The 17,639-nt window shown below is 38.1% G+C and carries 15 protein-coding genes and 3 pseudogenes; 10 read left to right on the top strand and 8 right to left on the bottom strand.

Going from position 1 to position 17,639, the window contains the following annotated elements:
• Window positions 1–135: 135 nt before the first annotated feature.
• A complete protein-coding gene (locus RB214_RS01050) occupies window positions 136–1,644 on the bottom strand; it encodes an ISNCY family transposase (protein ID WP_008467871.1) in 1,509 nt (502 codons plus the stop codon).
• Window positions 1,645–2,050: 406 nt separating this feature from the next.
• Between RB214_RS01050 and RB214_RS01055 the strand changes: the two genes are divergently transcribed.
• Together RB214_RS01055 and RB214_RS01060 are read left to right on the top strand one after the other, a co-directional pair.
• Window positions 2,051–2,773, top strand: a complete 723-nt coding sequence (locus RB214_RS01055; RefSeq protein WP_309167996.1) for a hypothetical protein — start codon at window positions 2,051–2,053, stop codon at window positions 2,771–2,773.
• Entirely contained in the window at window positions 2,773–3,255 is a 483-nt protein-coding gene (locus RB214_RS01060) for a hypothetical protein (RefSeq protein WP_010552961.1), read from the top strand. Before RB214_RS01055 ends, RB214_RS01060 begins: the two co-directional genes overlap by 1 nt.
• Before the next feature lie 85 nt (window positions 3,256–3,340).
• Here RB214_RS01060 and RB214_RS01065 read toward each other — a convergent pair whose 3' ends face one another.
• Window positions 3,341–3,964, bottom strand: a complete 624-nt coding sequence (locus RB214_RS01065) for a tyrosine-type recombinase/integrase (protein WP_309167998.1) — start codon at window positions 3,962–3,964, stop codon at window positions 3,341–3,343.
• Window positions 3,965–4,278: 314 nt separating this feature from the next.
• Between RB214_RS01065 and RB214_RS01070 the strand changes: the two genes are divergently transcribed.
• From RB214_RS01070 to RB214_RS01100, 7 genes are all read left to right on the top strand, one after another.
• Window positions 4,279–4,839 carry a hypothetical protein gene (locus RB214_RS01070; RefSeq protein WP_309168000.1) on the top strand — a complete coding sequence of 187 codons (561 nt, stop codon included), beginning with the start codon at window positions 4,279–4,281 and terminating at the stop codon, window positions 4,837–4,839.
• A gap of 113 nt (window positions 4,840–4,952) precedes the next feature.
• The gene (locus RB214_RS01075; RefSeq protein ID WP_309168001.1) at window positions 4,953–5,909 is read left to right on the top strand and encodes a hypothetical protein; all 957 of its coding nucleotides are present in this window, start codon (window positions 4,953–4,955) and stop codon (window positions 5,907–5,909) included.
• A gap of 351 nt (window positions 5,910–6,260) precedes the next feature.
• Window positions 6,261–6,674 (top strand): hypothetical protein, encoded by a 414-nt coding sequence (locus RB214_RS01080; RefSeq protein WP_309168003.1) that lies wholly within the window; start codon window positions 6,261–6,263, stop codon window positions 6,672–6,674.
• 953 nt (window positions 6,675–7,627) lie between these two features.
• Entirely contained in the window at window positions 7,628–7,834 is a 207-nt protein-coding gene (locus tag RB214_RS01085) for an AlpA family transcriptional regulator (RefSeq protein WP_138578985.1), read from the top strand.
• 167 nt (window positions 7,835–8,001) lie between these two features.
• A complete protein-coding gene (locus RB214_RS01090) occupies window positions 8,002–8,283 on the top strand; it encodes a hypothetical protein (RefSeq protein WP_138578987.1) in 282 nt (93 codons plus the stop codon).
• Complete coding sequence (mobF, locus tag RB214_RS01095) at window positions 8,283–10,781, top strand: MobF family relaxase (RefSeq protein WP_309168008.1); 2,499 nt, start codon at window positions 8,283–8,285, stop codon at window positions 10,779–10,781. Before RB214_RS01090 ends, mobF begins: the two co-directional genes overlap by 1 nt.
• A 55-nt stretch (window positions 10,782–10,836) precedes the next feature.
• Window positions 10,837–11,208 carry an MbcA/ParS/Xre antitoxin family protein gene (locus RB214_RS01100; RefSeq protein ID WP_138578992.1) on the top strand — a complete coding sequence of 124 codons (372 nt, stop codon included), beginning with the start codon at window positions 10,837–10,839 and terminating at the stop codon, window positions 11,206–11,208.
• Between the two features lie 82 nt (window positions 11,209–11,290).
• Here RB214_RS01100 and RB214_RS01105 read toward each other — a convergent pair.
• The 5 genes and pseudogenes from RB214_RS01105 to RB214_RS01125 all read right to left on the bottom strand — a co-directional run.
• Window positions 11,291–11,567 (bottom strand): annotated as a pseudogene (locus tag RB214_RS01105) (integrase core domain-containing protein); the annotation flags it as partial.
• Window positions 11,568–11,748: 181 nt separating this feature from the next.
• Window positions 11,749–13,230, bottom strand: coding sequence for an IS66 family transposase (locus RB214_RS01110; RefSeq protein ID WP_002963282.1), 1,482 nt, complete (start codon window positions 13,228–13,230; stop codon window positions 11,749–11,751).
• A gap of 80 nt (window positions 13,231–13,310) precedes the next feature.
• On the bottom strand, window positions 13,311–13,661 hold the full coding sequence (gene tnpB / locus RB214_RS01115; protein WP_024604009.1) for an IS66 family insertion sequence element accessory protein TnpB: 351 nt from the start codon (window positions 13,659–13,661) through the stop codon (window positions 13,311–13,313).
• Window positions 13,658–13,999, bottom strand: a complete 342-nt coding sequence (locus tag RB214_RS01120) for a hypothetical protein (protein ID WP_008467385.1) — start codon at window positions 13,997–13,999, stop codon at window positions 13,658–13,660. Before RB214_RS01120 ends, tnpB begins: the two co-directional genes overlap by 4 nt.
• Before the next feature lie 313 nt (window positions 14,000–14,312).
• Entirely contained in the window at window positions 14,313–14,570 is a 258-nt protein-coding gene (locus tag RB214_RS01125) for an Arm DNA-binding domain-containing protein (protein ID WP_138578994.1), read from the bottom strand.
• Between the two features lie 140 nt (window positions 14,571–14,710).
• On the opposite strand from RB214_RS01125, the pseudogene RB214_RS01130 reads away from it, so the two are divergent.
• A pseudogene (locus RB214_RS01130) lies at window positions 14,711–15,449 on the top strand (endonuclease).
• A 110-nt stretch (window positions 15,450–15,559) separates the two neighbouring features.
• Here RB214_RS01130 and RB214_RS01135 read toward each other — a convergent pair.
• Window positions 15,560–15,712 (bottom strand): annotated as a pseudogene (locus RB214_RS01135) (integrase); the annotation flags it as partial.
• Window positions 15,713–17,639: the final 1,927 nt, after the last annotated feature.

Genomic DNA, 17,639 nt, shown 5'->3' on the forward strand with positions numbered 1-17,639 from the left:
GTAATTTAAATTCTTGCCTCTAAAGAGATGTAGTAGTGTGATTACCAAGGGATTGTGTCGGTCTAATTACCGAGCGACTTTGTCGTAAATAGCATATCAGCCAGTTGTTAAACTGGCTATGATTTATGCCTATTCTTACAACGCTTGCGACCTTGCAACTCTCAGTGCAGTGGTATTCAAATTGTTTCTTAACCACATGCTACGCACACCGCCTGCGCTAATATCAATACCGAGGGCTTCAGTCAGCTTGATGGCCACTTTCTGTTGACCAAGGTGGGGATGCTCAACGGAGAATTTTACGACTGCATCTTCGATGGCTTTATCTACACAGTTTTTATGTCTTATATCGGGAGTTTCTTGGCGTTTTAAGGCATCAGGACCGCCTTGCTTAACCAGTCTTAAGTGTCGGTGAATAGTGTCTCGTGAGACGCCACTTTGTCGTGAAGCTGCACTGATACTTCCAAGCTTTTCGATTAATGCCAACACCTCTAGTTTCTTTTGTACTGCTAAGTCTTCTGATTCAAGCTTACTTGGCTCATTTACTTCAGATACCTTGAGTTGCCGCCCTGCGAAGTGTGCGGTGAAGCCTTTCTTGCTGGTGTTTCGGATCTCAATTTTCTGATTAGCTATGGAATGTTTTAGCGGTGAATCAATCAAATAGAACTTGTTACCGTAGCTGAAGGTGTGGTCATTGCGGATCTTACGATGGTCTTTAATGACGCAGATATCATCAAGGTTGGTGTGTTTCGATAATGGTGTAAATTCAGGCGCTTGCTTTGATTTCACTTGAATTCTAGACTGCCAGAATTGTGGGATGAATACATGTTTCAGGTATGCATTAGCACTGGCTATATCTTTAATATTGTTAAGCCTTAGCTCAGGTACAAGACGGTCTTGAAATGTATCAAAGGCACGTTCAACACGGCCTTTACCTTGAGGCGAATTGGCGAAGATAATCTCAATACCCAATTCTTCACATGCACGCTGCATTTGTGAGAAGTTGCAACGCTTAGGGCCGCCGAAGATACCCGCTCTATCCACGTACAGCGTTTTAAACACGCCCTTAGTTTCGATGCAATCTCGCATGACTTTCATACAACCAGCGGTGGTTTCAGATGGGAAGAACTCTGCATGTACTTCACTGGTGGCATCATCAATCATCGCAATCAAACAATGCTTCTTATCGCCAAACCAACGATGGGGACTACCATCCATCTGCATCATTAAGCCCGGCGCTGCCATACGCTCTCTGCGTTTTCGAACATTGCTACGTCTTCGTTTGGCTCGTTTAACGTGATGAATATCATGTGCCCAACCGCGAAGGGTTTCACGCTTAATAACAATGTTCTCATTCGTAGCTAATTGTTCAGCCAAGTGCAACAGATTCAAATCGTAATATTTTTCCTGAATCAATTTTTGAACCGCTTTTTTTATTGATACCGGCGTTTTGTTGGGTGGGGCTTTGCCACTGTTACCATGCACAACAAACTGAATACCGACTTTCTGATATCTCTTCACATAGCGTTCTATTGAACGTCTAGACTTACTGAGTAACTTAGCAGCATTGGCAATTGTTATTCTGCCTTCAACCACTTTGGCAATTATATCAACGGTTAGTTGAGCTTTAGAATCCATCACAATCATCCTCAACATGCCTTCTAGTATTCAAAAACAAGAACACTAACAAACATGTAAAAAAGAGACCGACAGTTTCCCTTGGTAATTAGCAATTACGACAGAATTGCTTGGTAATTAAGATACGACAAAGTCGCTTGGTGTTAACATAAAGAGATGTAGTAGCTCATATCCGATCTTACAGTTTAAAAGAGCGAGTTTAGACTTCGCCTGACAGGCGGCTTTGAGCGATAACCGGACGGTCATCTTTTTATATCAAATGCATTTAAGGTTTTCCTGACTTGGATTAACTGTTGTCTTGTAAATAATAATTTTGCTCCTGTATAAGGAGCGATATGAGTATCGTGAGATAAGGTTTACTTAGCTACTTTATGTTAATGTAAATAAGGTAATAATTAATTTTAAGGTTGAAGTAATGGAATATAACAATCTATCCAAGCTTATAAAAAAAGTCCTCAAAACAGATCAAAGTGGTAATACATCAATGCCCTCAAGACGCGAAATGACAAGCAAAATTTTTGCGTTTATTATGCTTATTCCTGGAATTATCAGCATTGTGATGACAGTTGCAAGCGAAGGAGGGGAAAGTATTTTCTTCGCGACTTCTGCAAGCTTCTTTTTAAGTATATCTATATTGCTTTTTGGTCGAAAGAGCCGTTTAGAGTTTAACGTGACAGAAAAACAGCTTAATTTAAAAACCGCATTATGGGGTTGCTTTCAAAGAAGTAAAGTTGTTACATCGTTTGATACACTATCATTTGAATTGAGTAGTATAGGCGCGCAAGGCCCTTATCAAATTAAGTTTGTTGATCAGTTATATGAATTTAAACAGTATACAGATGCTAAGATGTTCATTTCGTTTTTAAATACAAAATATAATACTACTGCTGTTGAATCCATATCGGATTGGCCAAATAAAACACCGATAAAGTTTGCTCAAAGTGAATTATATAGCTCACCTCAAATTACTCATGGTACTAAAAAAGCTAATTCAAAATCTCATCTGGAAGATGTAGATTTTAATAGTGAAGATCCTGTTTTCATTGAAATATGGGATCGCAAATCGCTAATAAAACTATCCCTGCCATTTTTTGTTTTTACAGCCATTGCGGGCTTAGTTAAATACGGAGTGCTGTAATGTATTTTAAAGAACTATCTAGTGAGCTAGCTATTTATCGACAACCAAGGTTAACTAGATTATTGCTAGTTTTGTTGTGTGGTTTCTTTTTATTTATCGGACTAATTAATGTGTTCAATTCTGATGAAGCAAAATCATTACCGATATGGGTATCTGGGTTTATATGCTGGCTAGGGTGGAGTGGTCTGTTTGGTGGCTATGTATGTCGTTTTGATCTCGCAAAGCAAACCTTGGAATTAAAGTCGAGTAGTTTATATACTATTTTTAAACGTGTGTATAAACTATCAGATATTAAAGGCTTTAAAGCTATACCTAGAAAAGGCTACACACATGACTATAGATTATATGCAGTGTTAACTGATAATACTCATATTGCTTTCGCAAACTACAAAGGACGAGGATTTGCAGTTAAGGAGTGTATAAAAATGGCTGAGTTTGTCAGTAAGCCTTATCAAATCAATATTGATACAGCTCCATTATAATTTTCTTAGAACAAAGTAGCGTGGATTAACATTTTTTTAGAAACCAATGCCAGACGCTTACTTCAGGTCTGGCATTGGTTCAAACTTAAGCATCGATCTGTTCTGATACTTCTAACGCATCATCAACTTCTATTCCCAAGTATCTGACAGTGCTCTCTAGTTTTCTATGGCCAAGTAGAAGCTGACAGGCTCTTAAATTTTTAGTTTTTTTGTAAATTAGCGATGGTTTAGTACGTCTCATAGAATGAGTGCCATATTGAGTCTTATCTAACCCAATTGAGGTGACCCAAGAATCAACTATGCGTCCATATTGACGGGTTGAAAGGTGTTCAGAGGAATGAATTCGTGACTTAAACAAGTAATCATAAGAACTGAGAGTAAATTGCTCTATGAGCGCCATAATTGATTTCCTTGTGTTTCCAGTAATTTCAAATTGAACAGGCATACCAGTCTTTTTTTGAACGACTATTGCCCGTGATTGGATTGTTTTACCATGTGCAATGTCATTAACTTTTAGTGATACTAAATCACACCCTCTTAGTTTGCTATCTATGGCTAGGTTGAATAGCGCTAGATCTCTTATTTTATGAAAAAGTTCCAGTCGTATTCGGATAGCCCATATTTGCTGTAATTTTAGAGGTAACTTTTGTCCTACAAGCTTATTTTTATTCCAAGGCTCTTTAGGCTGATATATAGTTAACTGGTGCATTAGTTGTACTCCGGTGTTTATGGAGTTTTAAGCTTAGCTCGCTACAAAACAATTCGGGTATGAGCGATAACCGGTCATTGAGATTGGCTAAATATCGTCGTAAATTGATTGGTTAAACTGCTCTTTGCGCATATATTCATGAAAATGAGCGCTGCGCGCATATTGATTCGTTTAACTTTACCTAAAAAATTTAGAAAACTTAGTGATAGTAATGCCTTAGGTAATTTGTTAAAACTATATAAAGTAGATAAATGAGCGTGGAGTCGGTAGAAATATGCGCGACGAGCGCACTATTAAATTGGTTAGGTATCACAATGAACGGAGCTGAAATTATAATCTCCAATGCGCTTTTGCTAGGTGCGCTAGGTTTTCTATTAAAGCTCTGGATCGACAAAAGACTGAGCTTATCCTTAAACGAAAAGCTGGAGAAGTTTAAAAGTGAACTAGCTAAAGAGGTTGCTAAGTCTTCTGTTCAGCAAACGCATAACTATGCTAAAAAACTCGAAATATGTGCCACGCTAAATGAATTGATGACTGAAGCTGATTTTGAGTTAAAAACGCTCTATTTCAATGTCGCATCGAAATACTATAAGGGCATTGAAGATCGGAATAACAAGTTCGCTGAAAAATATCTTGAAATAAACGCTCTTCTACACAAAGAAGGACTTTATATTGAAGACGAAATTATTACTATGGTGCAAGACGCATATCGACCTTTATTCGACATCGTGTCCAATGTAATTGGTAGCGGTGACCTGAAACACTATGAAGTATTAGAGCTGTCCGGATCTATGGATAACCTTAGCAAGAAGGCCGAGCAGCCGAGAAAAGTGGTAATAGCAAGGCTTAAAGAGATCTATGGCATCAATACCTAACAAGGCAAATTAAAAAGTACGGACAAAAAACAGTTGGCTTTGTTCGTACCTCACAAATTTTAGCCAACTATTTTTTGCCGTTTATTTGCGGCGTTAGCAGTACAAGGAAGTCTATGAGTATTCTGAAAAATGCGATTGATTCTATAGCTATTGGTTTAGAAGATTTTGAATCTACAGACGAAAGAAGAATCGTATCCTCGACAAGAAATATATTTGCTGGAATATTGCTCCTATTTAAACATAGACTGTGCGAGCTTAGCCCTGAGGCTTCCGATGAAGCTTTAATAAAACAAAGAGTACTACCCGCATTCGATGCAACAGGCGCTGTTAACTGGATTGGTAAAGGCAAAAAAACTGTTGATGTTCAAAATATTAAGGATCGCTTTGAATCTCTCGGGATAAATGTAGAGTGGAAAAGATTAGAAAGAATTAATAAATACCGTAATGATATTGAGCATTATTACAGCACGATGAATAACGAATCCGTTCAACAATTGATATCTGATTCTTTTATCATTATCCGTAACTTTATAGTTGATGAACTCGAAGAAGATCCGAAAGAATTACTAGGCGATGAATATTGGAAAATATTGGTCGATGTAAACGAAGTTTACGAAAAAGAAAAAAAAGAGTGTGACTCTTCATTAGAAAAGTTAGACTATTTTAGTAATGAAATTTTGCATGCTTTACAAGCATATAACTGTACTGAGTGTGGTTCTGGGTTATTAGAATCAACATCCGATACAGGTCAAGCTTTGGAAACTTCATTCAAATGTCGCTCATGCGGCAGCGAGTTTCACTATGAAAATATAGTAAATGAAGCCATCAATGATTATTTTACTGATAATGTTTACCTATCTCATCAAGATGGTGACGACACCCCAGTTATAGATTGCCCTTCTTGTTTTGAGGGAAGTTATCTTTTTCATGAAGGTGTATGTGTTGCATGTGGTGGTTCAGCAACGCATGAATGCTCAAGATGTGGCGATAGCATTCCCCCTGAAGAAATTTCAGACGGTGACTTATGTGGCTACTGTGCACATATGTGGGCAAAAGTAATGGCGGGATAAAGTACTGCTAACAAGCGCCTCAACAAAGGACGCAAAAAGCTTGGCTTGCGTCACTTCGTTCCTAATTTAGCCAACCATTACTTAGCCTGTTGTTTGGGTATTAAGAACGTCCGGAAATGGCACTTAGTGCAAGCAATTTATTTAATTTAAGAATGTCTCTGGCTTTGATGAGCGATGAAGTAAACATGAAGGTTTTAGTTAATTAAGTTGACTCTACAAAAGTTATACTATGAGATTATTTCCACTATTTGCTATTTATGTCATCTCATCGAGTAAGGTCATTTACGTGTACTAATAGACAAAGTGCTCACATATATACCTGTTAAGTTAATTATAGTGAAGGAGAAAATTATGAATAGCAATCTTATTGGTGACGCTGGAGAGTATCTGGTTTCGTACTGTCTATCTCGAAGAGGTATCGCTGCCGCATTAATGAATGCAGGTGCAAAGGGAGTTGATATTCTAGCCACAGATGATGGTGAAAATGTAGTTAGCATTCAGGTTAAATCATCACAAGGTAAATCTCAGCCTCGCCAATGGATAGTGGGAAAGAAACAGCCTAGCGCTTCTAATCATTTCTTTTATGTGTTCTGTAACATATGGGAAGATCTCTATTGTGAACCAGAATTATTTATTGTTCCTAGCCTCTATGTAAAAGAATCAGTAAATTGGAATTCTAAAGTACCTTTGTTTAAATTAAATTCAGAGTCTGCCGAACGCTACTTAAATAATTGGGATCAAATTTTAAATATATTTAGTAAGTAGAAATTATCTACAAGTGACGGTGCTGCTACGAAAGTCCGCAAATGGCACTTCTGCGACTGTCAGATTTGATTAAGTCCTAACAGTCAAAGCTGACAGATAAAGTTAATACTTATTCAAAAAGACTGTGTGGTTATGTAGTTATATAATCTGACTTTGAAAGATCTATGGAGTGGTGCTAATTATGATGAGTTACGAGTCAACCATGACGAGGTACGTGTCAACCATGACGAGGTACGTGTCAACCATGACGAGTTACGTGTCAACCATGACGAGTTACGTGTCAACCATGACGAGTTACATGTCATCCATGACGAGTTACATGTCATCCATGACACGTAAGTATTTTACTTTTTTGGTTTTTTTATTAAAAAACCTAATGAGCTTATTCTCTACATTACTTTTATTTATAATTTTATAATTATTTATAATCGTTATATTAATTTATAACATATTGAATTCTTTCTGTAATATTTAAATATGGTTTTAATTCACGTTTTAAAAATAATTTATCATATGGATGCTATAGTTAACTTCGGTAAGGGGGAGGTTGTTTTTATATTTAAATCTAGCCTTACTTCTTACTACCGGGTGAACTGAGTTTACCCCAGAGTTAGAGCTGAACCTATTCTTGGGGGTAACTAACCCTGCTATTAGTATTGCTGGACTTTAGTACCTTACTTCTGAATTATAAGAATAGCTGAATCCTACTTTTGAAATTACTTAAGTCGTTTATTCAAAATCGTCACTTAAATTGCTGCTGCTTTTAATACATATAGCCCCTGCATGATTTAGCCATATCTAAAATTAACTCACCTAATCTAGTGGACTAGCTATTGATGAGAGATACCTCTCACTTTTGAAATGATCTCCTGTAAACACTTTTGAAACCTTATATTATTCTTTGGCTTGTTGGTTTTCAGCAAGAGTAAATTATTAATCTATAAGGTTAAATTATGAAATTTAAAAATAAAATCATTCGTTTGAAAGAATTAAGGGAGGAGCTACAAGTTAGTAAAAGTACCTTATGGCGCTGGCGGCTAGACCCTAACTTTCCAAAACCTATTTTACTAGGCTCTCGCTCTGTAGGCTTTTTTGTAAAAGATGTAGATACGTGGCTTCTTACGCGTAAAAAGATGACTGAGAAGGGGCAAGTTAAATAATCAGTTCTATTTGTCTCTAGACATTATGCACGGTTTGTATTTTTTCAAAAAATAAAATTAAAAAAGCTAAACTTAACAACAACATAAGAAAACCGATATGTAATACATAATAACTAAAATTAAGTTTTAAGTTATTAATTTAGAAGAAGAAATCAAGGTTTTCAATTATGAGTGAAAAATTAGAAAAAGCGGTAACTATAAGATTTACAAGAGATGATTACAGCAAATTAGAATTTAAAGCAGAAAATGAGGGGACAACAATAGCGAGTATTATACGCAAATCTTGCCTAAATTATTTTGAGCAACAAAAAATAGAAAACCACTTAACTCTAATGGAGCAAAGGCAAAGACAACTTTTGATAGAAGTAATCTCTGTAATGCTAAATTTGAACGAAGATGAAAAAGAGGAGGCCATTGATCGTCTAATTGAAAATGGAATTAAACTTTAGTGATTTCAATATCGAAGCAATCTCGGCTGGATTATTACATTGAAAAGGATCATCAAACCAACACGAAGCCTTTAGATATTCTTTATACGGGGGCAGTTTCAAAGGCGTTGAACTTTAAGCCAAAAATGTATTTTAATGAATTAAAAAATATATTTTCAGGATGTGATATCCATGGCAAGCAGCTCATTGGCTCCGTAAAGAGTAAAAAAGTAGAAATATTGGATATAGTTTTTAACGCGCCGAAACCTATCTCTAAAGCTTTTGTACGAGTTGATGATCTATTTCAAAAACGTATAGACGAAGCCCAGTTTCAAGCTGTCCTAGGGGCTCTAGAGTTTCTGGAGTTAAAAGTGTCTTTTACTAGAACTGGGCAGGGAGGTAAAAACCTAAAAAAAACAAAGGGCTTTGCAGCATTGTTGTTTAAACATTACGAGTCAAGGGAGGGGGATTTTCATTTACATACGCATGCACTTCTTTCTCGGTTAACTTTGAGAGAAGATGGTAAGTGGGCTAGTTTGCATTCACACCTTATATACCGCTGGCAAAAAGCCGCTGTACAAGTTTATAGAGCTTTATTAGCCAGTGGCTTAAGAGAGTTAGGCTTTAAAATAATTAGGGTAGATGAAACAGATTGTTTTACATTTTCAGGGAGCAACCTTGATATTTGTAGGCTTTTTTCTAAGCGAAGTGAAGGCATTAATAATAAACTAGAAGAGATGGGTCTTGAAGATAGTAGCCCTGAAGTGAAAAACAAAGTTTCACTTTATTCAAGAAAACCAAAACAAAAAAAGATTTTGACTAGTCAGATAAATACTTGGCGTATGGCTTTGAACGAGCTAGGTTACACTGAAGAAGAGCTATATAAAAATCTGAATACAGAAAACGTACCGACTATAGAGGCCTTGCCTGTAGTTTTAATTATCAAAAAACTGACACTATCAAATGCAATTGTAGATATACGCAAAATATATGAAATAGCAGCAACTGAAGCTCAGTTCTTTCATGTGAACTTATCCGAAATCTTGAATACTGTAGAGGCTATCCTCAACAATACAAGACTTTTAGGGCCGGTTATCAATTCAACCGGACAGGAAATTTACACAACAATGCCTATGTTGCGGTTTGAAAACGAGCTAGTTGGTTTGGCTGATTCATTGCGAGGTAATAATAACTATCGGCTTTCTGAAAATGTTATCAAGCAAGCAATTAGCAAGCAAGAATTAGAGCAGGGGTTCAAATTATCATTAGAGCAAAGTTGCTCAATACAGAAGCTTACCAACACAGGATTAGAAATTTTACAAGGTAGGGCTGGAGCTGGTAAATCTACATCTATGAAGGCATTGCGTATAGCTTACGAACTATCAGGATATAAATTAGTGGGCGCTACAGTATCTAAAGCAGCAGCGACTCAGTTGGAAGCCGAAACAGGTATAAATAGTTGTACCTTCGAAAAGCTATTGATTGAAATTAAACATAAAAATAATAAATTTACTAATACGGTAATATTAATTGATGAAGCTGGGTTAGTTCCTTCATTAGATTTATTAGCGCTATTAAAGGAAATAAAGAGATCTGGTTCTAAATTGGTTTTAGTAGGCGAAGTTGAGCAGTTACGTGCTATTAACCATGGAGGGTGTTTATTATACTTGTCCAAAAGATATGGCTTTACAGAGTTACAAACTATATATAGACAGCGTGAGAATTGGGCTAAAAGTCTTGTAACAGTATTGAGATCTGGTGACTCAATAAAAGCACTTAAAATAATGATTGCAAAAGGACTATTGCATATAGCCGAGACTAGGGAGCTTGCTTTGGAGAGATTGATAAAACGTTGGTCAATCTATGTAGATACGAATCCAAAAAAAGATTGGTTAGTTATAGCTTATAGCTGGAAAGATATTCAACCTTTGAATGAATTTATTAGAAGTGAATTACAGCAAAGAGGTTTGCTAGGTGAAGAAGATATAAAGGCTAATTGTGTTGTTTCTGAGAGGTATTTTTTGCAAAAATTTTCAAGCCACGATCGTGTCAGGTTTACTAAAAATACGCCTGAACGAAATCTGATAAATGGCCAACTTGGCATTATTAAGGAGGTTAAAGCTATCAATTCGGATATTCTTTTTACTATAAAAAAAGACTCTGGTGAAGAAGTTACATTTTTAAAATCAGAATATTCTAACGAGCAAGGCGCACTTCAGTTAGTACATGCATATGCTTTTACGGTATACAGTAGTCAGGGAAGAACGATCGATGGCGACACTTTTGTATTTTATAACAAAGCAATGGATAGGGCAGCCTCTTATGTTGCAGGCTCAAGACACAAAGATCGTTGTCATTGGTTTGTAGATGGTAATAGTTTAGATGTGCAGAATGCTTTAGATGCAGTAAACGAAAAAGTCCAAAACCAAAACCCTATTAAAGTAAAAAGGCTTGCTGAATATATGAGTTCTGAACGCTCAGAAGTAATGGCTTTAGAGTATTGGAACAATACAGCTTAACATCGTTATAAATTTTTATTATTAAGAAACAAGTTTTTAAGGTGTAATAATATATATGGATAAAGTTCGTCAAGAAGACCTACAAAGAACGGCCCAAGTGGCATTAAAAACTTTTTTTAATATAATGAAAGCTTGGCAGATAGAGCCTTATAAGCAAAAAACATTGCTAGGTGCCAAAGGTGCTCATATATATGAGCAGTGGCAACAAGGGTGTGCTGGAAGCCTCAGTGAAGACGTACTAATAAGAATCTCTTACGTCATCGGCATTTATAGAGGGCTAGGCTTAATATTTAATGACCGCTTACAAGCTGATAGTTGGATAAATAAACCTAATGAGCACTTTGATGGATTATCGGCACTTGAATACATCCTTGATGACGTAGATGAGGGTTTAAAGAATGTGCGTACTTTAATAGATATCATTTAGGTGAATTGCAACAACTACATTCAGATGTACTAGCTCAGACTTGATCTGATAGTTACCCGTTTTTCAATCGGTGACTGTCATTTTAGATTTGAGCTAAATTCTTCTCAGCCCAAATCGATTTCCCATCTAATAATGTTTCCAATGGCGTTCTGCCACAGCACATTTTTCCTTGATGAGTTCGGTCATTATTATAATAAATCATCGATTCGTCCAGATCCTTTTGTAATTCCCCTAACGAGCTTTACGGAATGTAATTTGATAAAATTCATGAGTATCACTTTATGGAAGCGTTCGCAGATACCATTTGTTTTTGGTGACATAGCTTTGGTTTTTGTGTGATCGATATCTGTACTCACCAGCTTTCACTAGACAGTTTTTAACTCAAAATAGTACGCATCTTCAAACTGCTGTTACAATACTTGCATTTAAATTGATGCACATAATCTATCGTTTTTTGAGAAACGAAATGCTGCTATGGTGAGCTAAATATTTAAATAGTGCGATGAGCTAATTGCATTGTGAGCGTCTAGCGAACTACACCTATGTTTTAAAATTCCAGGGTAACAAGCTGTCGATATCGGGCTCAGGCTGGCACAGTTCATCAAGGCAAGCACAGATGTAATTAAATGGGATTAGACCATTTATCTTGGCGGTTTCCACAATGCTGTAAAGGGTGGCACTAGCATGGGCACCGTTAGCCGTTTGGCTAAATAACCAATTCTTTCGGCCTATCACAAACGGTTTTACCGCGCGTTCTGCTCTATTATTATCGATGCTAAGTCGGCCATCATCAACATAGCGTATGAGCTTGTGCCATTGATTTGCCAGGTAATTAGCTGCCTCTATCAGTTTGCTGTTCCCCACTAAATTTGGCTGATCCTGCTCAAGCCATATTTTTAGCTTGCTAAGAATAGGCAGGCTAACCTCTTGTCTTGCCGTATATTTGTCATCCACACTTTTATCTTTGATGCGTGACTCAACGCCGTACAGTTTTTGGATAAGGCTCAATACCACATCCGCTTTGCCGGTTTTGTTTTTACCTTGTAGCTTTTTCGCGTCGATAAATTTACGACGAGCATGCGCCCAGCAGCCGATTAAGGTTGCCTCTGTTCTGGCATAGGCTTGATAGCCATCCACGTGCAAGTACCCTTGATATCCATCAAGATAATTGACCACGCAGGCGGCCGCGCGACTATTGTGGAAGTCGTAAAGTACGATATTAGGGATAGGATTATTCGGGTCTGGTGAATCTCGACCCGAGCAATACACCCACATGTAACTGTTTACTTTGTCCGATTTCACCACCTTTAATGGCGTTTCATCGGCAAACAGCGTGGGTTGCCTTAACAGCTCGGCTTTAAGCCGTTCAACTAATGGCGCGAAGAGTGTGGCTGATTTGTCTATCCAGCTGCTCATGGTCTGTCGACTGAGTTCAATACCGTATTGCTTAAACATCGCTTCCTGGCGATACAGCGGTAACCCGTATTGGTATTTACTGGTGATAAGCTGACTGAGCAAACTGCTGGTTGCAATGCCTTTGTTGATGGGCATGGCAGGCATTGAGGCTTGTTTAATCTGTGTCTGAGTTGAGGATTTATCACAGTGACGGCAGGCGTATTTAGGCCTAATATGCTCAATCACTTTGATTTTAGCGGGTATGAACTCAAGCTTTTCTGACTTATCTTCACCCATTTTATGTAGCTCACCGCCACAGCAATCACATGTTTTGTCGATGATGTCGTGAATAACCTGCTCACGAGGTAAGTCTTTTGGCAGTGGCTTACGCACCGGCTTTTTACGGGTATAGCTAATGGATTGTTGCTCTGCCTCAACTTCCTCAACAATTTCTTCCACTTCATTGAATAACTCGCCTTGCCCGGCAAAGCCTTCAGCACTTTTGCCGAATTGTTTTTGTTGGGCCAAGCTCCAGCGCTCTTCCAATGCCGCAATCTGGGCATCCTTCTGCGCTAACAGTTTTTCAAGTTCAGCAATGCGCTGTTTAAGGGCGAGTTCATTTTTCATGACGCCTATTTTAAGGCATCATCAAAGGCTTTGCAGTGCTAACTGAACTCACTTTGATGATCATCAATCGATCGCAAATATTAAAGCATTTTCTTACCTGCGACATCAATTTTACTGTGTCCAATCACATCATAACCCGATAATAACCAGTGTAATTGCTGCTCGCTTAAGGTCATGGTGGGTGACATGAGTTTGGGCCATTTGAACTTATGCTTATCTAATCGCTTATACCACAGTGCAAAACCGGTGTTATCCCAGTAAAGCAGTTTGAGTTTGTCACGGCCTTTATTACAAAACACAAATAGCGCACCACTGAGCACGGGTAGTTCAAGCTCTGCTTCCACCAACGCCGCCAGACCATTAATTGATTTTCGAAAATCAACGGCATCGGCACATAAATAGACGGTGGGTACATCAACGAACATCCTCATACCGTTAGCCCTTTAATAATGGCAACGATATCGGCCGTCGCTAAATCGATAGGAAACGTGAGTTGGCCGGTTAGCGTATCAAACTGCAGCGTATTTTGACGAGTTTGCGCGCAGACTTCAGTAGTTTGTTTTACCTGGACAAAACGTGATGATGTAAGGCACTGCGTGTGCACTGGCAAGGTGGAATTAGGCTGGTCTTTTGCCAGTAAAGCACGTTGTTTATAATAAGTCGTAATAGCGACATTATGGTGTTGGCAGAATTCAATATTAGTACCACTAAACGTACTGCGTTTCAGCAAAAGCTGCTGCCACTGTGCGCTTGTTCTGTAAGTTTTCATCACCTGCTCCGAATTTATCATTGAGCAGGTATTTTTAGATAATCAGAGCATCGATGCTAGGTGTGGTTCGCTAGACGCTTACATTGCATTCGTTATGATGATAGTCTTCGTGTTAGCTTAATAAAGTTGAGCTATGCCATGAAAATCACGAGGCACAATAGCATCTATTTTATAGCTAAAATTTATTGATTATATTTATACCCTATAATTCTCTAAGGTAAGTAGTTTAGCCAACAACACAGTAATTTTGCTTGTTGGCTATAATTTTTATTTGGTTAAACTCTAACAAGGCCCTTAACCTTTGTTAACTTACCTAACTCATAGGGACAGTTGAATTGCTAAGAAGCAAGCGGGCTTCGTTCGCTTTAGTGCGCGCCTGTTCGAGAGTTGTTTGAGGGTAATTCCCCAAGACTATCTCTTTATGCCTATCATCAAAAATATAGCGGAAACGAAATTGCTTTAAGCCTGTATTTTTTACCAATACATATAAGTTTTTACCGAGATCTTTTTTAGTATGTTTCTGCCCAGAATTGCATTTTAAGTTTTTAATTTCTTGATTATTTAATTTCATTTTCTAAACACCTTTTAGTTGGATTAGGTGTATCTTAATAAAAGATGGATCTATTTATATCTCAAAGTATGTGAGAAACCCCACATAAACTTATAAAAGTATCTGTGGCACCTTATGAATTCTAAATTTAAGATAACCTTATGAAATTTTTAATAGCATTCTTTATAACAATACTAGGCACTTTTGAGGTATTCGCTGAAAATCAAGAAATAGAATCATTTAGTAAAGCGAAGAAGGTGTTAGAAAAGCAAGTTTATAACAATCACCGAAGTACGCTTTACTGTGGTGCCGAATTTAATTCCCATAAAAAAGTAACTACCCAAAAAAGGTTTTACTACAACTAAGTATCTTAAGCGTGCTCAAAAAATTGAGTGGGAACATGTTGTGCCAGCAGAGAACTTTGGTCGTACTTTCAGTGAATGGAGAGATGGGCATAGTCAATGTGTTAGTAGCAGAGGGAAGTCGTTTAAAGGTCGAAGATGTGCGGAGAAAGTGAGCACTGAGTATCGCTTTATGCAGGCAGACATGTTCAACCTTTATCCTGCTATAGGTGCCGTTAATGCACTGAGAAGTAATTATAATTTCACTATCCTGCCTTCAGCACAAAGTGATTTCGGTAGCTGTGCGATGAAGATAGATAATAGAAAAGCAGAGCCGCCTGAATTAGCAAGAGGGGCGATTGCACGTACTTACCTTTATATGGAAAGTGCTTATAAACGATATAATAAGAGTGCATCACAAAGAAAGCTAATGAAAGCGTGGGACAAAATGTATCCAGTAAATAACTGGGAGTGTGATCGAGCAAAGAAAATATCTAGTTTACAGAAAAGCGAGAACAACGTTGTTAAAAGTCGGTGTGAAGCAAGTGGACTTCTATGAGTGCTTTTCTATAGCTAAGTATTTACAATCTGCAAAGTGATGTGTGGGTAATTGAAAGGTTATAACTCGTAATGGGGCAAAGGCAGCACAAGAACACTGCCTGAGTTAAATCAACAATCGGTTTCTTTCAATATCTTAATGGCATCTTCAATCTCTATTCCTAAATATCTGATGGTGTTATCAATTTTTGTATGACCAAGTAGTAACTGAATGGCCCGTATATTTTTCGTTCGAGCATAAACGAAAGTCGCTTTGGTTCTTTGGGCTTTCAATAAAATACTTTGATAAATTAAGGACAATTGCCAAGCCTGCCGAACTATAACGGTAAGAACTGGGCTCTAAGCCTGACTTTTTGATCAACATTTGTAGAGTAAACCCGTTCGCAGTGTGTGGAAAGTTGATCACCTTTTGTAGGGCAAACCCGTTCGTAGTGTGTAGAAAACTGATCACCTCTTCACTAAATTACCGATACTCTGGCCTATTTGCCTAGCGATAACGGTAAGAACTGGGCTCTAAGCCTGACTTTTTGATCACCTCTTGTAGATTAAACCCGTTCGCAGAGTGTGGAAAGCTGATCACCTCTTCACTAAATTACCGATATTCTGGCCTATCTGCCTAGCGATAACGGTAAGAACTGGGCTCTAAGCCTGACTTTTAGATCACTTTTTGTAGAACAGCCCAGCATCCAGCATGTGGGAAATTGATCACCTTTTAACTTAGTTTACCGGTTATCCCAAGGCCTACCGCGCTATAACGGTGAGAACTGGGTTCCGAATATGACTTTTAGATCACTTTTTGTAGAGCACCACAGCATGTGGCGTGTGGGAAACTGATCACCTTTTAACTTAATTTACCGGTTAAGCCACGACATACCGCGCTATAACAGTAATAACTGCGCTCTAAATATGACTTTTAGATCACCTTTTTTGTCGAGCAGCACAGTATGTGCCGTATGGGAAACTGATCACCTTTTAATTTAATTTACCGGTTATCCCACTGCATACCGCGCTATAACGGTAAGAACAGGGTTCCGAGTATGACTTTTAGATCACCTCTTTTGTCGAGCAGCACAGTATGTGGCGTGTGGGAAACTGATCATCTTTTAATTTAATTTACCGGTTATCCCACTGCATACCGCGCTATAACGGTAAGAACTGGGTTCCGAATATGACTTTTAGATCACCTTTTTTGTCGAGCAGCATAGTATGTGCCGTGTGGGAAACTGATCATCTTTTAATTTAATTTACCGGTTATCCCACTGCATACCGCGCTATAACGGTAAGAACTGGGTTCCGAATATGACTTTTAGATCACCTTTTTTGTCGAGCAGCATAGTATGTGCCGTGTGGGAAACTGATCACCTTTTAACTTAATTTACCGGTTAAGCCATGACCTACCGCGCTATAACAGTAATAACTTGGCTCTAAATATGACTTTTAGATCACCTTTTTGTCGAGCAGCACAGTATGTGGCGTGTGGGAAACTGATCACCTTTTAATTTAATTTACCGGTTATCCCACTGCATACCGCACTATAACGGTAAGAACTGGGTTCCGAGTATGACTTTTAGATCACCTTTCGTAGAGCACCACAGCATGTGGCGTGTGGGAAACTGATCACCTTTTAACTTAGTTTACCGGTTATCCCAAGGCCTACCGCGCTATAACGGTAAGAACTGGGTGCCAAATATGACTTTTAGATCACCTTTTTGTCGAGCTGCACAGTACAGCATGTGGGGAATTGATCACCTTTTAACTTAGTTTGCCGGTTATGCCACGGTATACCGCGCTATAACGGTAAGAACTGGGTGCCAAATATGACTTTTAGATCACCTTTTTACGAGCAGTACAGCATGTGGGAAACTGATCACCTTTTAACTTAATTTACCGGTTAGGCCACGACCTACCGCGCTATAACAGTAATAACTGGGCTCTAAATATGACTTTTAGATCTCCTTTTAACTTAATTTACCGGTAATACCACGGTCTACCGCGCTATAACGGAAAGAACTAGGTGGGCTCCCAGCTTTCACTAGACAGTTTTTAACTCAGAATAGTACGCATCTTCAAACTTATCAGGTAAACACTGCATGTGTGTGAATGGCGCTTTTTAATTGTCGCAAAAAAGCTTTCTGCAACCGCATTATCATGACAGTTAACAACGCGACTCATTGAAGGCACAAGATTATGT

The sequence above is a fragment of the Pseudoalteromonas sp. HL-AS1 genome (genome assembly GCF_031198785.1).
GTDB classification, from domain to species: Bacteria; Pseudomonadota; Gammaproteobacteria; order Enterobacterales; family Alteromonadaceae; genus Pseudoalteromonas; species Pseudoalteromonas distincta.